20 protein-coding genes and 1 other annotated feature are annotated in these 18,633 nt (G+C 46.0%); of the genes, 11 read left to right on the top strand and 9 right to left on the bottom strand.

Annotated features, from left to right (window positions below):
* Positions 1-36 precede the first annotated feature (36 nt).
* Entirely contained in the window at positions 37-249 is a 213-nt protein-coding gene (locus G9G54_RS05755; protein WP_025723740.1) for a hypothetical protein, read from the bottom strand.
* Positions 250-389: 140 nt separating this feature from the next.
* Between G9G54_RS05755 and G9G54_RS05750 the strand changes: the two genes are divergently transcribed.
* On the top strand, positions 390-1,172 hold the full coding sequence (locus tag G9G54_RS05750; protein ID WP_165176568.1) for a YwaF family protein: 783 nt from the start codon (positions 390-392) through the stop codon (positions 1,170-1,172).
* 113 nt (positions 1,173-1,285) lie between these two features.
* Here the strand turns inward: G9G54_RS05750 and G9G54_RS05745 are convergent, their stop codons facing one another.
* Positions 1,286-2,077 (bottom strand): SDR family oxidoreductase, encoded by a 792-nt coding sequence (locus G9G54_RS05745; RefSeq protein ID WP_165176566.1) that lies wholly within the window; start codon positions 2,075-2,077, stop codon positions 1,286-1,288.
* Between the two features lie 259 nt (positions 2,078-2,336).
* On the opposite strand from G9G54_RS05745, the gene G9G54_RS05740 reads away from it, so the two are divergent.
* Positions 2,337-3,710 (top strand): N-acyl-D-glucosamine 2-epimerase, encoded by a 1,374-nt coding sequence (locus G9G54_RS05740; RefSeq protein WP_165176761.1) that lies wholly within the window; start codon positions 2,337-2,339, stop codon positions 3,708-3,710.
* Between the two features lie 118 nt (positions 3,711-3,828).
* A complete protein-coding gene (locus tag G9G54_RS05735; protein WP_165176564.1) occupies positions 3,829-4,500 on the top strand; it encodes an MgtC/SapB family protein in 672 nt (223 codons plus the stop codon).
* 184 nt (positions 4,501-4,684) lie between these two features.
* Here G9G54_RS05735 and G9G54_RS05730 read toward each other — a convergent pair whose 3' ends face one another.
* Together G9G54_RS05730 and G9G54_RS05725 are read right to left on the bottom strand one after the other, a co-directional pair.
* Complete coding sequence (locus G9G54_RS05730) at positions 4,685-5,362, bottom strand: peptidylprolyl isomerase (protein WP_069291265.1); 678 nt, start codon at positions 5,360-5,362, stop codon at positions 4,685-4,687.
* A 331-nt stretch (positions 5,363-5,693) separates the two neighbouring features.
* A complete protein-coding gene (locus tag G9G54_RS05725) occupies positions 5,694-5,951 on the bottom strand; it encodes a YqkE family protein (protein ID WP_023987317.1) in 258 nt (85 codons plus the stop codon).
* Between the two features lie 130 nt (positions 5,952-6,081).
* Between G9G54_RS05725 and G9G54_RS05720 the strand changes: the two genes are divergently transcribed.
* On the top strand, positions 6,082-7,314 hold the full coding sequence (locus G9G54_RS05720) for an MFS transporter (RefSeq protein ID WP_061831221.1): 1,233 nt from the start codon (positions 6,082-6,084) through the stop codon (positions 7,312-7,314).
* A gap of 150 nt (positions 7,315-7,464) precedes the next feature.
* Positions 7,465-7,644, top strand: coding sequence for an aspartyl-phosphate phosphatase Spo0E family protein (locus G9G54_RS05715; protein WP_069291266.1), 180 nt, complete (start codon positions 7,465-7,467; stop codon positions 7,642-7,644).
* A gap of 116 nt (positions 7,645-7,760) precedes the next feature.
* Here G9G54_RS05715 and G9G54_RS05710 read toward each other — a convergent pair whose 3' ends face one another.
* Positions 7,761-8,663, bottom strand: coding sequence for a DMT family transporter (locus G9G54_RS05710; RefSeq protein WP_165176562.1), 903 nt, complete (start codon positions 8,661-8,663; stop codon positions 7,761-7,763).
* Between the two features lie 154 nt (positions 8,664-8,817).
* Here G9G54_RS05710 and G9G54_RS05705 point away from each other — a divergent pair, with 154 nt between their 5' ends.
* Complete coding sequence (locus G9G54_RS05705) at positions 8,818-9,678, top strand: TrmB family transcriptional regulator (RefSeq protein WP_165176560.1); 861 nt, start codon at positions 8,818-8,820, stop codon at positions 9,676-9,678.
* An 85-nt stretch (positions 9,679-9,763) separates the two neighbouring features.
* Here G9G54_RS05705 and G9G54_RS05700 read toward each other — a convergent pair whose 3' ends face one another.
* Positions 9,764-11,383, bottom strand: a complete 1,620-nt coding sequence (locus tag G9G54_RS05700) for a DUF1593 domain-containing protein (RefSeq protein WP_165176558.1) — start codon at positions 11,381-11,383, stop codon at positions 9,764-9,766.
* Between the two features lie 236 nt (positions 11,384-11,619).
* Positions 11,620-12,702: a bifunctional 3-deoxy-7-phosphoheptulonate synthase/chorismate mutase gene (locus G9G54_RS05695; protein WP_013309063.1), complete on the bottom strand. Its 1,083-nt coding sequence runs from the start codon at positions 12,700-12,702 to the stop codon at positions 11,620-11,622.
* 88 nt (positions 12,703-12,790) lie between these two features.
* Positions 12,791-13,062: a binding site (T-box leader), on the bottom strand.
* 161 nt (positions 13,063-13,223) lie between these two features.
* Between G9G54_RS05695 and G9G54_RS05690 the strand changes: the two genes are divergently transcribed.
* The 3 genes from G9G54_RS05690 to G9G54_RS05680 are packed head-to-tail and all read left to right on the top strand — an operon-like array spanning position 13,224 to position 15,468.
* A complete protein-coding gene (locus G9G54_RS05690) occupies positions 13,224-14,084 on the top strand; it encodes a carbon-nitrogen hydrolase family protein (protein WP_165176556.1) in 861 nt (286 codons plus the stop codon).
* Between the two features lie 16 nt (positions 14,085-14,100).
* Complete coding sequence (locus G9G54_RS05685; protein ID WP_061831215.1) at positions 14,101-14,772, top strand: GNAT family N-acetyltransferase; 672 nt, start codon at positions 14,101-14,103, stop codon at positions 14,770-14,772.
* A 24-nt stretch (positions 14,773-14,796) separates the two neighbouring features.
* Entirely contained in the window at positions 14,797-15,468 is a 672-nt protein-coding gene (locus G9G54_RS05680; RefSeq protein WP_165176554.1) for a GNAT family N-acetyltransferase, read from the top strand.
* 90 nt (positions 15,469-15,558) lie between these two features.
* Here the strand turns inward: G9G54_RS05680 and G9G54_RS05675 are convergent, their stop codons facing one another.
* Both G9G54_RS05675 and G9G54_RS05670 read right to left on the bottom strand, forming a co-directional pair.
* Positions 15,559-15,723, bottom strand: a complete 165-nt coding sequence (locus G9G54_RS05675) for a hypothetical protein (RefSeq protein WP_238807751.1) — start codon at positions 15,721-15,723, stop codon at positions 15,559-15,561.
* 106 nt (positions 15,724-15,829) lie between these two features.
* Positions 15,830-16,090 carry a hypothetical protein gene (locus G9G54_RS05670; RefSeq protein WP_061831212.1) on the bottom strand — a complete coding sequence of 87 codons (261 nt, stop codon included), beginning with the start codon at positions 16,088-16,090 and terminating at the stop codon, positions 15,830-15,832.
* Positions 16,091-16,273: 183 nt separating this feature from the next.
* Here G9G54_RS05670 and G9G54_RS05665 point away from each other — a divergent pair, with 183 nt between their 5' ends.
* Together G9G54_RS05665 and G9G54_RS05660 are read left to right on the top strand one after the other, a co-directional pair.
* On the top strand, positions 16,274-16,561 hold the full coding sequence (locus tag G9G54_RS05665; protein ID WP_165176552.1) for a hypothetical protein: 288 nt from the start codon (positions 16,274-16,276) through the stop codon (positions 16,559-16,561).
* 132 nt (positions 16,562-16,693) lie between these two features.
* Entirely contained in the window at positions 16,694-18,583 is a 1,890-nt protein-coding gene (locus G9G54_RS05660; RefSeq protein WP_165176550.1) for a sensor histidine kinase, read from the top strand.
* Positions 18,584-18,633: the final 50 nt, after the last annotated feature.

The raw sequence follows: 18,633 nt of genomic DNA, 5'->3' as shown, positions 1-18,633 counted from the left end.
GAAAACGCAGCAAAATGGTTCCCCGGTGTGTAGTGGCTATTTTTTAATTTCAAAAAACTCACATTGTTTTCTGGGGTGGTAAGCCAGATCACTGACGCTGGATTGCACGACAATGGTTTGATCGTCGAAACGGATGATGATTCCGCCAGAGCCAATCAATTGGTCATCCTGAAATACCCGGACACGCAGATGACGTTCCAGTGCCTCGCTGAAATCCTGATCTGTAATTAATCGGCGATTAATGGCCATGAGGGTTCTCCTTTGAATATAATATCTTTTATCATAAAGGTAAGGTATGGAACAAGCAAGAAACACGGCTAGAACATCATCGGCTATTGGGTATAAAATAGAATGCAACGAAGAGAGAAAGAGATCAAAGGGGGCTAGCTATGGATAGGTCGTGGTCAGGGCCTTGGTTCGATGCCAACGCGCCAGAAGGGTTCAAGGCTTTTACTCCGTCACATGGGTTGGCTATATTGGGACTCATTGTATGCACTTTGATGCTGTGGCTGACTCGGGGATGGATTCGATCGAACAAGCCTATAAGCGAGGGAATTCGCTGGTTGTTAATTACAGTCCTCATTCTGTCAGAGGTGACTCTGAATATTTGGTATGTGATGCAGCATATTTGGGATGTCCAGACCTCACTGCCATTAGAACTGTGCAGTGTGACACTGTTGCTGTCTATCCTGATGCTCATTTTTCGAAGCCGCTGGTTATATCCGATCATCCTTTTGGCCGGAATTGGAGGGGCGCTTCAAGCCATACTCACGCCTAATTTGGCATACGCATTTCCGCATTATCGTTTTATCCATTTTTTCATAGCTCATAGTGCTATTATTTTGGCAGCCTTGTATATGACCTGGATAGAAGGACTCCGACCGACGTGGAAGAGTGTGGGAGGAGTGATGCTTTTTCTGAATGGCCTGGCGCTGATGGTGTGGATCGTAGACGATGCTCTCGGAGCTAACTACATGTTTCTGGCCGGAAAGCCGTCAACACCGTCGATATTAGATTTTTTAGGGCCATATCCTCTGTATATTATGGCTGAAGAAGTCATTGCACTGCTGTTCTTTTCTCTTCTGATGCTGTTGTTCGAGGTGCTTCCGGGAGGCAGGCTGTATGTCCGCTCGCGTAAAGGAGCTGTGCATAGTGCTGACAGGTCGACATAAAGTCGTTGTAAAGCCATACAAAAGCAGCCTATTCCACAAGTATATGACTAGGGATAAGGCTGCTAAGAATGCCTAAACAGTAGTATGGGTATAACGTTCCCCATTCTTAATACTTAACGCAGTAGTGATTCTGCTCCGTCTACATAAATTTCCGTACCCGATACATGAGATGACTCGTCTGAGGCGAGAAACAGGACCAGATTGGCAACCTGCTCTGGCTCACCAGGGGCATCCTCTAGCGGATGCTCTCCGCCCTTCGGAAATTCGACTGGAATTTGTACCTGCTTCAAGTCTTCCGAAGGGTACGTGTTATCGTCAATTTGCGTGTCGATAGCTCCCGGGCATATCGCGTTGACCCGAATTTTGTAACGTGCCAGCTCCAGCGCTGCCATTTTCATAAAAGCAACCTGAGCTGCCTTGGTGGAGGCGTAGGCTGAGAATCCAATACCCGAAAAGGTTCGATTACCGTTGATGGAGCTGGTAATGATAATGCTGCCACCGCGTTCTTTCAGGTACGGGACGGCATATTTAACGGTAGCAAAGGTGCCGCGAAGATTAATGTTCATCGTGCGGTCCCATTCCTCCAGTTCCAGTGTCTCGATAGGGGCCATGGTGCCGTTAATGCCTGCGTTGGCGAACACAATATCCAGCTTTCCGTACGTTTCCACGACTTTAGCGAACCCCTGCTGAATCATATCCGGCTTGGATATATCACATTCCAGTACAAGCGCCTCGCCGCCAGCCTGCTCGATGATTGCTTTGGTCTCCTCTGCATGCTTGGGTGTCCGATCCAGCATGACCACCTTGGCGCCTTGTTCTGCAAAACGGATCGCGGTCGCCTTGCCAATTCCTGAACCTCCACCACTGACCACTGCTATCTTTCCTTGCAATCTCTGCTCTGCCATTGACTATTCCTCCCATTCCGTTCATAAACTAAACCTGACTCGTTATTCCATACCTCTGGACGTTGAGGGTGAAACAGTCACAGCTGGATTTTATCCCATTTGCGAAATATGGTAACATAGGCGAACCAGCAGGAACTTGTAGCAAAAATATATAGCAGGAACAAGTATGGAGAAGACCGAGTGACGGAGGTGGATCGAATTGAGCTATAACGCAAATGACCGACCCGAATCGACAGATGCTATAGCACTGACCGGAAAAATGAAACCGTGGGCACTGAGCGGCTCCAGTATTCAAATCGATCCGTTGTTTCCCTATTACGCCAACCGTTCGCGGGACAGTATAGCAGATGAGATCGCCCTTGCGGGCTACCAGACCGTTCATTATTTTGTAGTACGTGAAAATGAAGTGGATGGAGCGCTTGTTGCTGCTTTTCAACGCAGAGGCATAGCGGTGTGGGCAATGGTGCTAGGCAACGGTTCTTTTGGCGTGTCCCAGCTGCCGCCGGAGTGGAGAGAATGGCGCATGGAGCTGCTGCGCGAACCGAACGACGGATTTCAGCGGCTTTCGCATTTTGCTCAGGAGTATGTGGAATGGAAAAAGAAAGCCGCTGCCCGGCTCGTCACCGACATTCCGTTCGACGGGTTCGAGGTGGCGGAGCCTTATTTCCCCGAATGGAACGGGCTGCGCAGTGGAGTGTACGGGGATGTTGGGCCGCATGCACAGCGTGCCTTTCGCGAGCGTAGCGGTGAGGACATTCCTGATTTCCGCGACAAGCATGCGCGGAATTACTACCGGAAGGTTCCGAACCTGTACGCGCAGTGGGTTGATCTGCGTGTGGACGCCGTGAACGGCCTGATCAGCGAGCTGGTGAACGGCGCAGGCGGTGTGCGCGATGTCCGGCCGGACATCTGCGTGGCGACATGGTCGCTCGCTGTGAGCGGACGCGGCGATGTCCCAGGCCAGCTGCGGGAATGGCAGGGTCTGGACGCGGTAGCCATGATCGGGTGCGTCGCCCCGGATATGCACGTAATCCAGACCCATTGGCCGGACTGGATGCGCCGCCGTCTGCCGCCACAGTATGTCCGCGGCTACGCCCGCATCGCGCAGTCGATTCGTGCCGCTTATCCGAACCTGCCCCTCGGGGTGCAGGCGGATATCGGTTCGCTCGCGCGGATGGTTCGAGACCGCCAGTGGACGCGGCGGTTCGGGGCTACCGCCCTGGAGGGCGACTACGACGCCTGGACCGCCTATGAATACCATTTGGGTGGTTACATGTACGATGAGCCGCCCAAACCGCTTAGGGCGGAACGTTCAGCCGAAGATGAGGTGGTTATTTCTTTCAGCAAGCGAATTGCCACGCCTTCTGTAGATGAGCTGCGTATTTGGAGCCGGGAGGACAGAGCAGGTACAACATGCGACCTGAGCCGCCACCTAAGGAACGATTCACTAACGTTGCTAGAGCTTGTGGATGCCGTAGCAGACGGAAATCGTCTATTGCTGCGTGTACGCAATTTACCAGCGGGGGCGTTCAGCTTGCGCCTTGATGGTGTGCAGGATACACCGGAGCTATGGCTACTCAAGGGAAGGAAGGCACATCGCAATCTGCCAGAGGATGAAGTGAGGGTTCCTTAAAATTTGGGTAATAACAAAATAACAGCTGTATAAATGGCTCATTTGCCGTAGTATTTTTGAATTGTATACTTTGAGGCAACATCTTTAAAAACATAAACTATAGTGGAGTGAAAAAAGTATGTGGGATTGGGATTACCTGATTCGGGTCATGTTTGCAGGATTATGCGGCGCGTTAATCGGTTATGAGCGCAAAAGTCGGATGAAGGAGGCGGGCATTCGCACGCATTTCATTGTCGGTATTGGCGCAGCGCTCATGATGGTGGTATCCAAATATGGTTTTCAGGATCAAGCCATCTGGTCTAACCTGTCGCTGGACCCTTCCAGAATAGCAGCACAGGTTATAAGTGGAGTGGGCTTTATCGGCGCAGGGATGATTTTTACACAAAAAAATAGAATTAAAGGACTGACCACTGCCGCAGGCATCTGGACTACCGCCGGAATCGGTATTGCCGTAGGTGCAGGGATGTATGGGCTTGGTGCAGGTGTAACGTTGTTTATTTTAGCGGCTCAGTCCTTGCTCCATAGTCGTTTTTATCAGATGGCCACCCCGTCCACGCAACAAGTGGTTGTTCAGGTCGACAATGAGCCGGGCGTACTGAATCGGATCAAAGAACTGCTGAAGCACAAGAAGCTGACGATTCACAGCTTTCACGTCGAGCGCATCAATAACGGTGAGCAGTTGGTTATTCATATGCTCTTAAAGCTGTCCCGGTCAGAGGGAGTGGAGGAACTGCTGTCACTGCTTCAAGAGATGGAAGGTATTCGTTCAGTCGAGACCAAGTCCAATTAGATGAATTTACTGCTCATACAGTAGCTTTTTTGTCGAACGCTGGCGGCTTTTATAACGAAAAAAAACTTTAGAAATAATGATTGAAAACGCTTCCTTTTGTGTATATACTCTTACTACATCACAGAGGCAGCAGCCAAACAAAGACCCCATGCATATGCACAGGGCCGTTGTTATCATCCAGATATTACTTTACTTTGACTGGAGCTGGATATTTTTTACCCAGCGTATCCACAGTGACTTTTTTCATCGTAGCCGGTTGGATCGGTTTGTCATTGCTATCCCGCTTGGAATTGACGATAGCATCGACCACATCCAACCCGGACGTTACTTTACCGAAAGCGGCATATTGACCGTCGAGGTAGTCCGCATCGGCAACCATGATGAAAAATTGCGATCCGGCCGAATCCAGATCCGCTGAGCGGGCCATGGATAATACGCCACGTGTATGTTTGAGTGTATTGTTAACACCATTGCTCTTGAATTCGCCTTTGATACTGTAGCCGGGGCCACCTGTACCGTTACCTTGCGGATCACCACCCTGAATCATAAAGCCTGGGATAACACGGTGGAAAATGGTACCGTTATAGGCTCCCTTTTGCACCAAAGAAATGAAATTGTTAACCGTGTTCGGTGCTACTTCCGGATACAGCTCAAGCTTAATTTTCTTGCCATCATTCATGACAATCGTGACAATCGGATGGGAAACAGCCTTGTTCTTGTCTTTAGTCGCAGCAGGAGTTGTAGTGCTTGTCCGGCTGGCAGCTTCCACATCGGCCGCTTTTGTACCGCATCCAGCAACCAGCACGAGCATGATGGCCAGTAGGCACAGCGTGTACCATGGGCGTATCGTTTTTCGGTTCATTGATATTCCTCCTGAAAGGTTGGATGGTGTAACATCCTAATTTTAAAGTTTGGGGGCAGCGCAGAACACTTTTCCATTTTCTATCATACCTTTTTTGCTGGGGATAAGGAAATACGGGTTTGAAAGCCGTATTCTTGACCCATACTGCTGCTATTCCCAAGGAAAGGGGCAGGATCATAATGGAGGTAGACAAAAAGCTGGCGAAAGGTCTCATATGGGGTATGGCGTTCAGTCTGCCGGTTTGGGTAGGGGTGTTGTACTCAGTACAACATATTCGTGACTGGCTATAACATAAAGCGTAAAGATAGGCCAAAACCGTTATGGTTTTGGCTTATTTGTATTTGTGCCAGTCCAAATTGCTGTTATTCAGCAGATGCTCAAAGTTGTTATCCAGCTTCTTCTGTTCAGCTTTTTTTGCTTCGACGGCACGCTGCCGTTCGTCTTCTTTACGCTTGTCCTGTTCTGCTTGGGCTTCATTGGCTTGAGCCTTAAGTTTATTCAGCACATCCTGACTCAACAGATCCTTTAACGTAGCAGGTTTGTCCTGAGCCGCAGGAGCAGGGGAAGACGAATTTCTCTTCTTAGCCATGTCATCAACTCCATTCCATTCGATTATATCAGCTTCTTCACGGTTGTTCCACGATTGAAGGATGAGGGGGCGGTAGACTTTTCTAATTTAGAGGGTAATAATGGAATGAGCAGAAGGGACGTGTGGCATCATGCATCTATATTGGAAGCGAAATCTGGTCATTTTGTGGATTGGAGTATTGTTTTGCAGCATGGCCTATTCCGTGTCTATTCCGTTTTTACCTATATTTCTGAATACGGAAATGGGTGTAAATGATCATCTGGAACTGTGGTCGGGGATTGCCTTTGGAGTCACTTTTTTAGCCAGCGCGCTGATTGCCCCATTTTGGGGTTCGCTTGCGGATAAGTATGGACGTAAGCCGATGCTGATTCGTTCAGGCTTTAGCCTGGCGGTGTTGTACCTGATATGTGCTTTGGTGACAGATCCATATGTGTTCGTAGGAGTACGGTTGTTTCAAGGCCTACTATCCGGGTTTATTCCTGCTGCGATTGCGCTGGTCGGAACAGGTTCGCCTGAGGAGAAAACCGGCTATGCACTCGGTATTATGGCGACCGCTGGGGCAACAGGCAGCATTATAGGTCCGTTAATTGGCGGTGTGGTGAGCCATTATTATGGCAATCGGAATGCCTTTTTTTTCTCTGCGGCTCTTGTACTGGTATCTGCGTTAATCGCGACCTTTGGCGCTAGAGAGGACAGCTTCAAGGGAACCAGTACCCGCTCGCATGTTCGTGATGATATCAAGGAGGCTATTGCTAATCGGCCTTTGTGCTTTTTGCTTATTCTGGCAGGATTAAGTACCTTTTCCGTCATGATCTTGGAACCGTTAATTACGGTGTATGTGCTTGAAATGGGAGTTGACCGTAGCCAGGCGTCTTTAAGTTCCGGGATTGTATTCTCAGCCGTAGGCATCGCGGCGGTGCTGATGGCTCCCCGATGGGGACGGATTGGAGGACGGACCGGATTTGCACACGTGCTGCTGATTGGGCTGATCGGTTCGGGAATCGGGAATATCTTACAATTTTTTATAACCAACTTTGTTGGTTTTGGTGCGCTTCGGTTTGGATATGGATTGTTTTATGCGTCCGTCATGCCTGCTATCAACGCGATGACTGTGGAGGTCACCAAGCCGGAGTTTCGCGGACGAGCCTTTAGCTTGAGCCAATCAGCCACTCAACTCGCGACAATGGCAGGGCCGTTGATTGGCGGTATGCTTGGCAGCTGGATGCCGATCCGCTGGATCTTTGTGTTAAACGGTGGCATACTGCTGCTTGCAGCGTTGCTGCTAGGGGTGAAGGGGAAAAACGTGTTCCCGGTTTCAGCCAAGAAGAACGTCACGGATCAGGATATTCATTCTGCCGGATAAGCGAATCACACAGGATTGTCGAAGAGGACAACCTTAGAGTTCATAGAGCAGGTCTTTTTTTGTGTTATTAGATAATTATCCCAAACCTTTACTTTTAGTATACTTATTCATAACCCTCTACACTGATAATATGACAAGGAGGGATATATTATGATAAGAGACGACATTTTGTGTCAACAGCTTGAGAAAGCTCGTCAAAAGCTGTATATTTTGCAAGCAAAATATGGTTTTAATCATGCCAGTGTGCTCAGACAGTCTGTAATTATGGATAACCTCATCAATCAATATAACCACCTTTTTTATATAAAAGAAAAAAAGCCAACTGCATAAATGGAACCGATGGGCGAGAAACTTTTGGTGAGGTCACTCGCCCTTATATTGTAGCGCTGATACTTATCACAACGATGCTTGTCTTAACTTTTATAACTAGTGTGCAATCTTTCATTTTAGGTACGGTTTGTTTGATGTGCACTCAGTAAAACACCGATAATAACGACCAAACCGCCAATGATTTGGCGCCATGTAATTGTTTCTTGCAAAAGCAACACAGAAAATAAGACTCCAAATATCGGAACCAAATTCATCAGAGAAACGGAACTACTCGGTGACAGCTTGATTAATCCGTAATTGTAGAGCAAAAATGCGATAACGGAGCAGAATACACCCAGATATACTAACAACATAAACGATCCGGTTGTCGGAACCTGCCAACGATCCTTTTCTAATAGAGCCAACGGTATGAAAAAGATACTCCCTGCAACGGTTTGATAAAAAGATAACGTCACAGGCGGATATTTGTCCACAACCTTGCGCGTCATGAAAGTGTAAAACGCCCACGCAAAACCCGTCCCGATTAATATTAAATTTCCGATTAGTTGATTCTTACTATCCGAACTTTCGCCAACTGAAGTCAACAAATATACCCCGATCATGGCCAGTGCTATGCCGCAAATTTTATATTTGGATATTTTCACTTTATACAAAATAAGTTCAAGCAGCGACGTAATTGCGGGATATGATGCAACAATTAATGCTGCGTTGGAAGCGGTAGTCAGGCTAACCCCTATATTCTCCATTGAAAAGTAGAGAGTGATCCCCAAAACACCACTAAACGAAATCGTAGCCAAATCTTTTGGCTTTACTTTGACATGTTCTTTTTTAATCAGCAAAACGATACCTAGCACAACGGAAGCTATAATAAATCTGGATAGACCCAAGGTAAGAGGGGGAAACGTCGTGTAGGCTGCTTTGGTGGCAATAAACGATGTACTCCAGATCAATAGGGCTAGAATCGTAGAACCGTAGTAAATGCGGTTGCTTTCGCTGTGATGAGCTATGACTTTGTTCAAGTTAAATCCTCCCTGAAGTAGTTCCCTGTGAAATATAATAGTTGCTACTATAGTGACTACTATAAAAACGTTACTAAAAAGATAGTGTGTATATCAGTTTTTGTCAAGGGGAAGTGATATAGTAAGGATGAACACGAATTGAGGAGAAGACGTCATGAAACCAAAACCAAATATATTAGAAATTCTAAGAGATTTGAATTTTAGTGAATATGAAGCCAAGGCTTATGTGACCTTATTGGAAAGCTCTCCACTTTCGGGATACGCCGTTTCATTGAATTCCGGGGTACCGAGATCCAAAATTTACGAGGTTTTGTCTGGAATGGTTAACCGTGGGGATATCATGGTCAGTCAAGAAAATACCCCTCTATATGTGCCGCTTCCGCCACATGAATTGATTGCTCAGAGAAAACGCAAAGCAGAGCAGATTTTCAATGTGGCGCAAGAGAGTTTGGAGCAGTACACAGCATCATTTCAAAATAGAGAGAATATTTGGAATATTTCGGGGTATGAAGCCATTATCAATCGCATAAATGAAGGGGTAAAGGGAGCAAAACACCGAATTTTATTGGAAATTTGGAAAGAGGATGCCGAGGTGTTCCGAGATGCCTTAGAGCAAGTCGCTCAACAAGGAATTGAAGTGATCATTGTAGCGTATGGGGAGCTTAACTTTGATTTCGCTACTGTTTACCGCCATGATATGAGTGAGGAGATTACGTCTGAAATTGGTGGTCGGTGGATTGTACTTAGCATAGACGACCGGGAGGTCGTAGCTGGCATACTTTCACTTGGTGATGACAGCCGCGCTGCATGGACATTGCATCCGGGGCTGGTGATGCCGATTACTGAAGTGATTATTCATGATATTTATATCATGGAAATCCTATATGAGTTCCGTGAACAATTAGAGGAGAAATTCGGCCCTAATCTAATTCATCTTCGCAATAAATTTGCTATGGGTCCGAATGGCAAAGGATATTATATTCCTTTGACTGAAAAAAGCATTAAACGTGTATAGAGATTGTCCTAGGTTCGATGTGCAAAAATAAACAGGCCCATGGAGTGTTATTCCATGAGCCTAATTTTATTGATGTTGTGTTCTATTATTTTACGGTTATAATCACACGTTGATAATGCTTTAAAGGATGTTTACCATTGTCCTGTACCTCTGCGATGATATGAATCGTATTTCCAGACTTAGCATCTGCAGGAACTGTGAAACTTGCTGTATTTGTGTCACTTCCTTGCAAGTCAATCGTGTTTACTTTCTCGCCTTTAGCTACTTCTCGATGAAGTCCGAGCTGCATATCACCCAGCATTTCAGGTTTAACTTGAGCGGGTTGGACTTTAGAATCTTCATACGTGTCGGCTTCAAAATATCTCCACCATTTGTAAGTCAATTGATCACCGTCGGGATCTGCACCTTCTGCATGCAGGGTTATTTTCTCCCCTGGACTTGCCGTTAGGTCTATTCCTTCTTTAATGGCCAATGTTGGATTATGGTTGGCATCTTTGTAGTCGGATGCAATAGCCCAATCTGCACGAGCAGCAAAGTCATTTTGAATATCATCAAACCAACGCATCAGAGAATATTCTGCTTCAAATTTTTTCGTATGCACATCATAATCTAACACGGTATTTCTAAATAGTTTATCGTTAACGACACCGAAACGACCTCCCCAACCACCATAGGTTGGGTTTTCCATACTCCGCAATCCGTTATCAATTAAATAGAAGAAGGATGGAGAATCTCCTTCAGAAATAAAGTCATACTTGTCGTATTGTGGATTTTTCTTTAAGTAGGCTTCACTGCCTCTTTGTTCTTCATCCAACTCGCCTTTGATGATATTGCCATCGCCCATCAAGGCATACATATTGAGCAACTTGCCATGACCCTCTTTAATATTTTTGAAATTCCATTCCCCGTGCAACTTGCTGTTTACTTCTTCTGTGTGCATTTTCCAAGCATAAGCGAAATGCCAGAAGTTAGATTGATCATTAATAATTCTGATGTCAGGCCAATTTTTAGCGATGTAATTATTGTAACTATCGTCCTGGTCCAGAATGATGTACAGTACGAGTTTATCACTTACTTTTTTTCGAATCGTTTCCCATTGATCTGTATTTTTATATTCGTCTTCAATGGACTTTAGAGCTCTGGCCGTGGTATTGGTTCCACCCCAAGTTTGTACGTATAAATCTCTTTTGTCATCGTCCAGGAAAAGCGTTTTAAGGAAATTGGAGCCTTCCGTTTCTTTGTCCATTTCACCTTTATTTGAAATGTTACCTATTTTGGTAACGCTCTTGATATATTCAGGCTTTGGATATCCCTCGGCATGTTTAATTAAGTTGGGATAAATCTCTCCGTAGGCATCAATCATATCCGTTACCCATTGGGTTCCGGTCCATCTAAATGGCTTGATACCAGCTTTTTCATCACCTGCATAATGATATACAGAGCTAGTCAGTACAATCCCGGACAAATCCATTTCATTGGAGTAAAGAAGGAAGCGAATGACAGAGTTCATATCATCTACTTCTCCATCGGTAGTGATCACCGTTCTGGCCTTGGTAATTTTATTTTCTTTATTTTCCGTTTGTTTTTCTGTTGGAGCAGCGCTTTCATCTTTCACAACGGCGGGCGCCTTACCACTGCAACCACTGATGATCAGAATACATATCATGGCTAATAGAAAAATGCTTAACCCTTTTCTTTCTCTCATTTCTGTTCCCCTCTCTGAACGTTCCTATGATGTTTTTTGTGGATTATAACCATGTAGGTATTCTTTTTATTCAAGAATTAGGCATAAAAAAAACCTAAACATATATATGTCTCAACAAAAGTCGAGCATATATACATTTAGGTTTTGCCTGCATGATCAGTCACAATCCTGATCCAATTTTACATCATTATCTGAGAAAATGAAAGCGGTTTATGAATGCCGGCATGAAATTAGTTTTACGCTTTGAATAAACCGGATTCTTTGACTTCAGACAGGAAGTTGTGGAACTCAGGAATGTTCAGCTGTTGCTGAGCATCGGACAAAGCGACTGCTGGGTTCGGGTGAACTTCCACCATGATACCGTCAGCTCCAGCAGCTAGGGCAGCTTTGGCGCAAGGGGCCAGGATGTCCTTACGTCCTGTAGAGTGAGTCACGTCTACCAATACAGGCAGATGGCTTTCCTTTTTCAAAATCGGAACAGCGGAAATATCCAGCGTGTTACGCGTCCATTTTTCGTACGTACGAATACCGCGTTCAATCAGCATGACTTGCGTGTTACCACGGGAAACGATGTATTCAGCAGCATGAAGGAACTCTTCCATTGTGGCAGCCAGTCCGCGCTTGAGCAGAACCGGAGTTCTGGTTTCACCAGCAGCTTTGAGCAATTCAAAGTTGTGCATGTTGCGCGCACCAATTTGGATAATATCGATGTATTGGATCGCTTCCTCCAAATGTCTTGGATCGACAATTTCACTGATTGTAGCCAGCCCGAACTCGTCGCCTACACGTTTGAGAATTTGCAATCCTTCTACGCCCAGTCCTTGGAAATCATACGGGGACGTACGTGGTTTGAACGCACCACCACGTAGAATCGGCACACCGGCTTCCTTGAGAGCCGCACCTACTTCGCGAGTTTGCTGGTAGCTTTCCACCGAGCAGGGACCTGCGACCATAATGGAGGCTTTGCCGCCCACCAGCGTATCTTTAACCTTGATAACTGTGCTATCTGGTTGATTTTTGCGGCTGACGATCAGATGTTTTTTGTGTTCTTCTTTTTGATAGTTCAAAGAAGCCTTGAAAATATTTTTGAACAGCTGGCGAATCGTAGCATCGTCAAATGGTCCACGGTTAGCCGCGATGAGCTTGTCCAGCATTTGTTGCTCGCGTACCGGATCAAAGTCAGGTACCCCTTGAGCTTCCTTCAATTTTCCAAGTTGTCCCGCCAGTTCAGCGCGTTGGGACAGCAACTCCAGCAATTGCAAATTTGTAGCATCGAGCTGTTCACGCAGCAGCTCCAAAGAATTTTCATTTGTAGACATACAGTACACCCTTCCCGAATTTAAATTTGTTTTTTCTGTTAGCCCATGGACTTTTTTTTGCAGAAAATAACACAAAAAGGCATTCGCCGCAAGGGACGAATGCCGTGGTACCACCCTAATTACAGAAGTATACATACGAATCGTCAACGTCGTTCAGTCGACGGCAGTAACTTCTGATCTTGATGCCCGTAACGGGGGCTTCCGGAAACCTCTACTGCGGACAAAGGAATGAATCCTTCTGTCGGTTCAAGGCTCGACTCGGGAGTGAATTTCAACGCGGGATTGCGGTACGCTCTCAGCAATTCGTACCTTTCTGTGGGAATCCGTTAAACGTCTACTTGTCTCCGTCGATGTCTTTGTTCATGGTATTCAAAAGATTTGACCTTATTTTAAACAAAGTAGGTGCAGAAGGCAAGCCCTGATTATCAGGTTCAGTTTTCGCACCGTTTTGAATCGGTTATAATGTGAACAGCAACGGGACCCCCTTGCAATCTAAAAGACGTGATGTCCGAGGAGGAATTATGAGCAAAATCAGAGTATCGGCGGTTCAATATCACCTGCATACGATTGACTCATTCGAGCAATTTGCCCTGCAATTGGAGCATTATATCAAAACAGCGGAGGAATTTGGCGCGGAATTTGTTCTGTTTCCCGAGTTTTTTACGACCCAGCTTATGTCGATTGGTGACAGTGAAGGCAAAGCTTTGACGATCAACGACCTGCCGGATTTTACGGACCGGTACCTTGAATTATTCACTTCGTTCGCACGTCGAACCGGGATGCATATTATCGGTGGCACTCATGTAGTTAGGAGAAACGAACGTTTATATAATACGGCACATTTGTTTTACCCGGACGGGCGTGTGGCCACTCAGGACAAAATTCACATTACACCGACAGAGGTGCATGAATGGAATATGGCTCCCGGTGAGGGGCTGAATGTGTTTGAGACGTCCAAGGGCACCATAGCGATGCTGACCTGCTATGATATTGAATTTCCCGAAATCGTTCGCATGGCGAAGACCAAGGGAGCAGATATTATTTTCTGTCCTTCCTGTACGGACGATCGTCACGGATTTTACCGGGTACGGTATACAAGCCACGCCAGAGCAGTTGAAAATCAGGTGTATGTCGTTTTAACGGGGACTGTCGGCGCTTTGTCTACGGTTGATTTTATGCGTGCCAATTATGGACAAGCCGCAGTCATTACACCCAATGACATTCCTTTTCCGCCACGCGGCATTATGGTGGAGGGTGAACTGAACAACGATATGATTGTGACAGCAGATCTCGATTTGCAGCTGTTGTACGATGTGCGCGAGCGGGGCTCGGTTACAACCTGGCGTGACCGTAGAACAGATTTATACACAGACTGGAGCTAATGAAAGGAAATAAGCCATGTATCGCAAAGAATGGTTCATCTTTGACGGCGATCGACCGCTACGGGCGGTGATTCGTAATTATTCTACAGCCGATTATGAGGGGTTGCTGCGTATTCAGCAGGAGAGCTTCCCCCCACCTTATCCGCAGGAGCTGTTATGGAGCCGGGAGCAGATTGCCAGCCAGACAGAGCATTTTGCAGATGGAGCGCTGTGTGTGGAAATTGAGGGGGAACTGGCGGGTTCGGTAACCAGCCTACTGATGCATTATAACCCCGAACATCCCCAGCATACATGGGATGAAGTAGCGGATGACGGTTATATTCGTACGCACTGTGAGGACGGCAAGGCGCTGTATGTGATTGATTTGGCGGTACGTCCTGCTTACCGCAGATTGGGTCTGGGCAAATGGCTGATATTTTCCTTATATCATCTTGTGATTGAACGGAGACTGGATCGTTTGCTGGGCGCGGGGCGTATGCCTGGTTATCAGCATCATGCCGACCAATTGAGCGCAGAAGCGTATGTGGATGCCGTAGTGTCTGGTGAGCTGAAGGACCCGGTATTAACTTTTCTGCTTCGTTGCGGACGGGTGCCCGTTTGTATCCTGCCGAATTATTTGGATGATGAACAATCGCGTAATTATGCTGCCCTCATGGAATGGCGAAATCCGTTTCATACCCATCACTAATTGTAGAGGAGCGTGTCCTATCCTATGGAATATCATCGCATTATTCATATTGAAGACCCCTTGTTTGCGAGCATGCATCAGCTAATGCAGAGAGTATTTCCACCAGAGGAAGTGCTAGAGTACAGTCTGTGGAAGGAACCGCTGGAAGACCCGGGTATTCGTGTCTTTGTTGCGGTACAGGATGATAAGGTAGTTGGTGCAACAGAGTATCGTTATTATGAGGACTTTAATGTAGCTATGACAGATTTTACGATCATCGGACAATCGGGACTGGGCATTGGCCGTTTTCTTTGGACACGACGCCAGAATGACTTGCACGCGCTTGCTCAGGCCAGCGGACAGCAGTTGCAGGGGATGTTTGCTGAAATCTATGACCCTTACCGTGGCAACGAGCATCCCTTTGGTGGTGTCAAGCCAATGGACCCGTACGTGCGACGTGAGGTGCTATCTCATCTGGGCTATAAGCGTTTGGATCTGTACTACGTACATCCGTCCTGGAATAACGATGGTGTAGCAGTAGAAGGGCTGAATTTAGGCTTTATGCCTGAGGATGATAGCGTGGAAGAAGTGAGCGCCAAATTGGTGGCAGCTTTCCTACGTCGTTACTATACAGTATTGCCGAACAAGCCTGCTGTCTGGAACGAAATGATAGATGGATTGGAAGCCAAATCGACAGTAGCATTGCTGCCATTGTAAACATATGAAGTACAAAAAGGGTGCACTCAAGCCATGTGTATCATTTGTGTGGCTTAGGTAGCACCCTTTTTGCATTCTCTATCTGTCCTTTCATTTTCCTTGATCCCTGGGTTCGGGCTTCGCAGATGCGACTCCTCGTGGGTTATCTTCGGCCGAGATTTCATCTGTAGTTGTCTTGTCCGCAGACCTGCGGTCATCCTCTTCCACGGGATTCAAGGCTTTGTAGCGCTTATACTCCATATCGGCTTGAGACATCGGATCTTTATACATAGGAGATCAGTCAACTCCTTTCGGTTATACACTTCATTACCCGCATAGCAGAATGGGTAACCGTTTTCTTTCACCCGATAAAATGAAGTGTTTAATCCAGCATATCGTCGCTGTCCAGTTGCTCTTCTTCGTCCCCATCGGTACCATTCAGCAAATCGGTACCATGTAGGAATTCGGCAGGAGCAGAAGGGTCAACAGGACTGTTCGGTGTCAGTTCATCGGCATCTGGGACGTCTTCGAGAGGAGTATCTGGGCCCTCGGTTAGATTCTCCCAGTTGGTTTCTGCATTTTGCAGAGAAGGCTCAAAATCATTGTCATGTAGCTCATTAACTCGATCATCACGATTGGCCATATTGCTCAGCTCCTTTACTTTTTGTTGCTTATTCCGACCTTACCCAAACAGTAGAACGGCTAAACCTTGAGTTAGTGTGTCTGTAGGAAGTTAAAATCATGCGAATAGGGATATGCCCATTCTCAATTAGCGTTTTTTTGGTAACTGCTGTGATATGATAAAGAGGATAGGGAGGGATATGAATTGGAATGGTACATGTTTGGTCCGATGATTAGTCGTATCCGACTAGGTCAAAAGGCATCTACCCCGGGATTTTCCCGTACCCTCATTCGGCGCCCGGAAGGCTTATACTGGACAGATGGCGGACAGGCCGGAAAAATAGTAGAAATACGCGATTATTTATTTTCCGATATTTGGACGATCTATGAGGATGAAGATTGTGAACCATGGTTGGGGCTTAGAGAGCAGAAGGAGCGGCGCGAACAGGAAATGATCATTAATCAATATGAAGATTTTACAAAAAATGAGTAAAAAGAACATGATACCCTACTAATGAAGAAGGTATGCACATCATCGTATAGAATAATATAATTTCAGGACGTAAAAAATGTTAAAACGTATACAAAATTGTAAATCCTACTATGTAACTTTGAGGTGCTTAATATGAGGCATGTGCCCAAAGCTGTCGCCACCCTGCTAGCGGTCATTGTGTTGTTGTTGTCGCTGGGCTACTCCGCCTATGCGGCCAAAATGACCCCGGAAAGGGATTATAAGATACCCTCCTGGGATATGAGATGGGGAGCGGTAAACGAGGATGGCTCTTTAGATGAGGTAAAGGATCCCAGCAAAGCCTGGATGAATATTGAAGATGATACACAACTGCTTAGGCAGCCCGGTAATATAGGCTCTGCTTGGATTCGTATTAAGTTACCTTCGCTAAATGATGAAACGCCAGCGGTGCTTTTTGAAAATATTTATGGCAGGCATATTACGCTGTATAAAGATGGGACCAATTTTTACGAATCCTACCGTGGGTACAATTATGAGAATAATCGTATTCTGATTCCGCTGAAGCCGGAAGACAGCGGTAAAACATTATACATATGGACGGAAAGCAGTAAGAATAGACTGGGCATTATCGGCAATGTGATGACCGGTGATTATCGTGATTTGTTGGGGACCTTGGTCAGAATGGATGTTTTAGATATTGTACTGGGCAGTACGTTTATCTTTATCGCCCTGGTACTACTGATCTGCTCATTTTTCCTGTTCCGTCCGAGTATGGCCATGTGGCTGTCCCTAAGTGCGATTGTATTGTCTATTGGTCTGATGATCGTAACGTATTCACCATTCTTGTATACATTCTATCGTGGCTATGGCAAGCTGTACTTACAACTTTTTGATGTGGCACTATTTATTCTGCTGCCTTCATTAGCCTTCTTTTTTGAACAAAATATCAATTCGATTATACTGATTCGCAAATTCAGAAAGTTGTTAACCGCATATTCTTTGTTCTGCTTTACCATGATGATTGTGAATTTAGGAGCACAGGAGCGGTTGAACGATATATATTATTTTTTTAGTGTAGTCATCTTGGGTATATTACTCGTCGCCTTATTGATACTGCTGGTATTTGCTTCGGTTCGCATGGCACTTAAGGGTGATCATGAAGCGATCATTTTATCGACAGGCTTTGCATTTTTTGCAGTCATCTCTATCGGGGAACTGAGCTGGTTCTTCATTCTGGACGGACACTACAATATGTTTTTGTGGAAATGGGGCGTGTTCGGTTTTGTACTGGCGTTGATCGCGATATTGGGCAGAAGGCTGGCAGAAAAGCACAAGCAGGTGGTTCGGTACTCCAGAGAACTGGAAATGTTCAATAATGAGCTTCAACGTTCGGAGAAAATGGAGATTATTAGCGATCTGGCTGCATCTGTAGCTCATGAGGTACGTAATCCCCTTCAGGTTACACGTGGATTTCTTCAGTTGATGAGCAAGCAGGAGGATGGTAAAAATAAAGACTATCTACATATCGCTCTGGAGGAGCTGGATCGAGCTTCTGCGATTATTACTGATTTTCTGACTTTTGCCAAGCCAGAGTTTGACCAAACCAAAACGTTGACCATATTGGACGAATTCAAACATATTGAAGGAATCATCAGTCCAATGGCTAATTTGCAAGGTGGGAAAATTTCACTGGATATTCCCCAGGAAATCAAAGTACGCGGGAATTCCTCCAAGTTCAAGCAGGCGTTCATCAATATCATCAAAAATAGCATAGAAGCGCTGCGCGACCAGGGTCATATTCATATATGGGCTTATGTGGACAACGGAGAGGCGGTCATTCATATTCGGGATAATGGTGAAGGGATGGATGCTCAGACTTTATCCAGACTAGGTGAGCCTTATTTCTCGAATAAGACAAAAGGCACGGGTTTGGGGATGATGGTAACTTTTCGGATTATTGAAACGATGAATGGAAAAATAACTTTTACAAGTGCAAAAGGGGTGGGAACAGAAGCGACCATCCGCTTCCCCGTAGCCGGATAATATCCGGCTTTTTTGCGTTCGGAGAAAGCGGAGGAAGCTTGCTGAGCCCA

Origin of the sequence: Paenibacillus sp. EKM212P (assembly GCF_011066115.1) — a bacterium.
Lineage (GTDB): Bacteria > Bacillota > Bacilli > Paenibacillales > Paenibacillaceae > Paenibacillus > Paenibacillus polymyxa_B.
This window is presented reverse-complemented; position numbering and strand designations above follow the sequence as displayed.

Excerpts from the sequence above, each read along its gene's own strand:
- G9G54_RS05755 (WP_025723740.1), bottom strand. The coding sequence starts at position 249 with ATGGCCATTAATCGCCGATTAATTACAGATCAGGATTTCAGCGAGGCA.
- G9G54_RS05750 (WP_165176568.1), top strand. The coding sequence starts at position 390 with ATGGATAGGTCGTGGTCAGGGCCTTGGTTCGATGCCAACGCGCCAGAA.
- G9G54_RS05745 (WP_165176566.1), bottom strand. The coding sequence starts at position 2,077 with ATGGCAGAGCAGAGATTGCAAGGAAAGATAGCAGTGGTCAGTGGTGGA.
- G9G54_RS05740 (WP_165176761.1), top strand. The coding sequence starts at position 2,337 with ATGAAACCGTGGGCACTGAGCGGCTCCAGTATTCAAATCGATCCGTTG.
- G9G54_RS05735 (WP_165176564.1), top strand. The coding sequence starts at position 3,829 with ATGTGGGATTGGGATTACCTGATTCGGGTCATGTTTGCAGGATTATGC.
- G9G54_RS05730 (WP_069291265.1), bottom strand. The coding sequence starts at position 5,362 with ATGAACCGAAAAACGATACGCCCATGGTACACGCTGTGCCTACTGGCC.
- G9G54_RS05725 (WP_023987317.1), bottom strand. The coding sequence starts at position 5,951 with ATGGCTAAGAAGAGAAATTCGTCTTCCCCTGCTCCTGCGGCTCAGGAC.
- G9G54_RS05720 (WP_061831221.1), top strand. The coding sequence starts at position 6,082 with ATGCATCTATATTGGAAGCGAAATCTGGTCATTTTGTGGATTGGAGTA.
- G9G54_RS05715 (WP_069291266.1), top strand. The coding sequence starts at position 7,465 with ATGATAAGAGACGACATTTTGTGTCAACAGCTTGAGAAAGCTCGTCAA.
- G9G54_RS05705 (WP_165176560.1), top strand. The coding sequence starts at position 8,818 with ATGAAACCAAAACCAAATATATTAGAAATTCTAAGAGATTTGAATTTT.
- G9G54_RS05700 (WP_165176558.1), bottom strand. The coding sequence starts at position 11,383 with ATGAGAGAAAGAAAAGGGTTAAGCATTTTTCTATTAGCCATGATATGT.
- G9G54_RS05695 (WP_013309063.1), bottom strand. The coding sequence starts at position 12,702 with ATGTCTACAAATGAAAATTCTTTGGAGCTGCTGCGTGAACAGCTCGAT.
- G9G54_RS05690 (WP_165176556.1), top strand. The coding sequence starts at position 13,224 with ATGAGCAAAATCAGAGTATCGGCGGTTCAATATCACCTGCATACGATT.
- G9G54_RS05685 (WP_061831215.1), top strand. The coding sequence starts at position 14,101 with ATGTATCGCAAAGAATGGTTCATCTTTGACGGCGATCGACCGCTACGG.
- G9G54_RS05680 (WP_165176554.1), top strand. The coding sequence starts at position 14,797 with ATGGAATATCATCGCATTATTCATATTGAAGACCCCTTGTTTGCGAGC.
- G9G54_RS05675 (WP_238807751.1), bottom strand. The coding sequence starts at position 15,723 with ATGTCTCAAGCCGATATGGAGTATAAGCGCTACAAAGCCTTGAATCCC.
- G9G54_RS05670 (WP_061831212.1), bottom strand. The coding sequence starts at position 16,090 with ATGGCCAATCGTGATGATCGAGTTAATGAGCTACATGACAATGATTTT.
- G9G54_RS05660 (WP_165176550.1), top strand. The coding sequence starts at position 16,694 with ATGAGGCATGTGCCCAAAGCTGTCGCCACCCTGCTAGCGGTCATTGTG.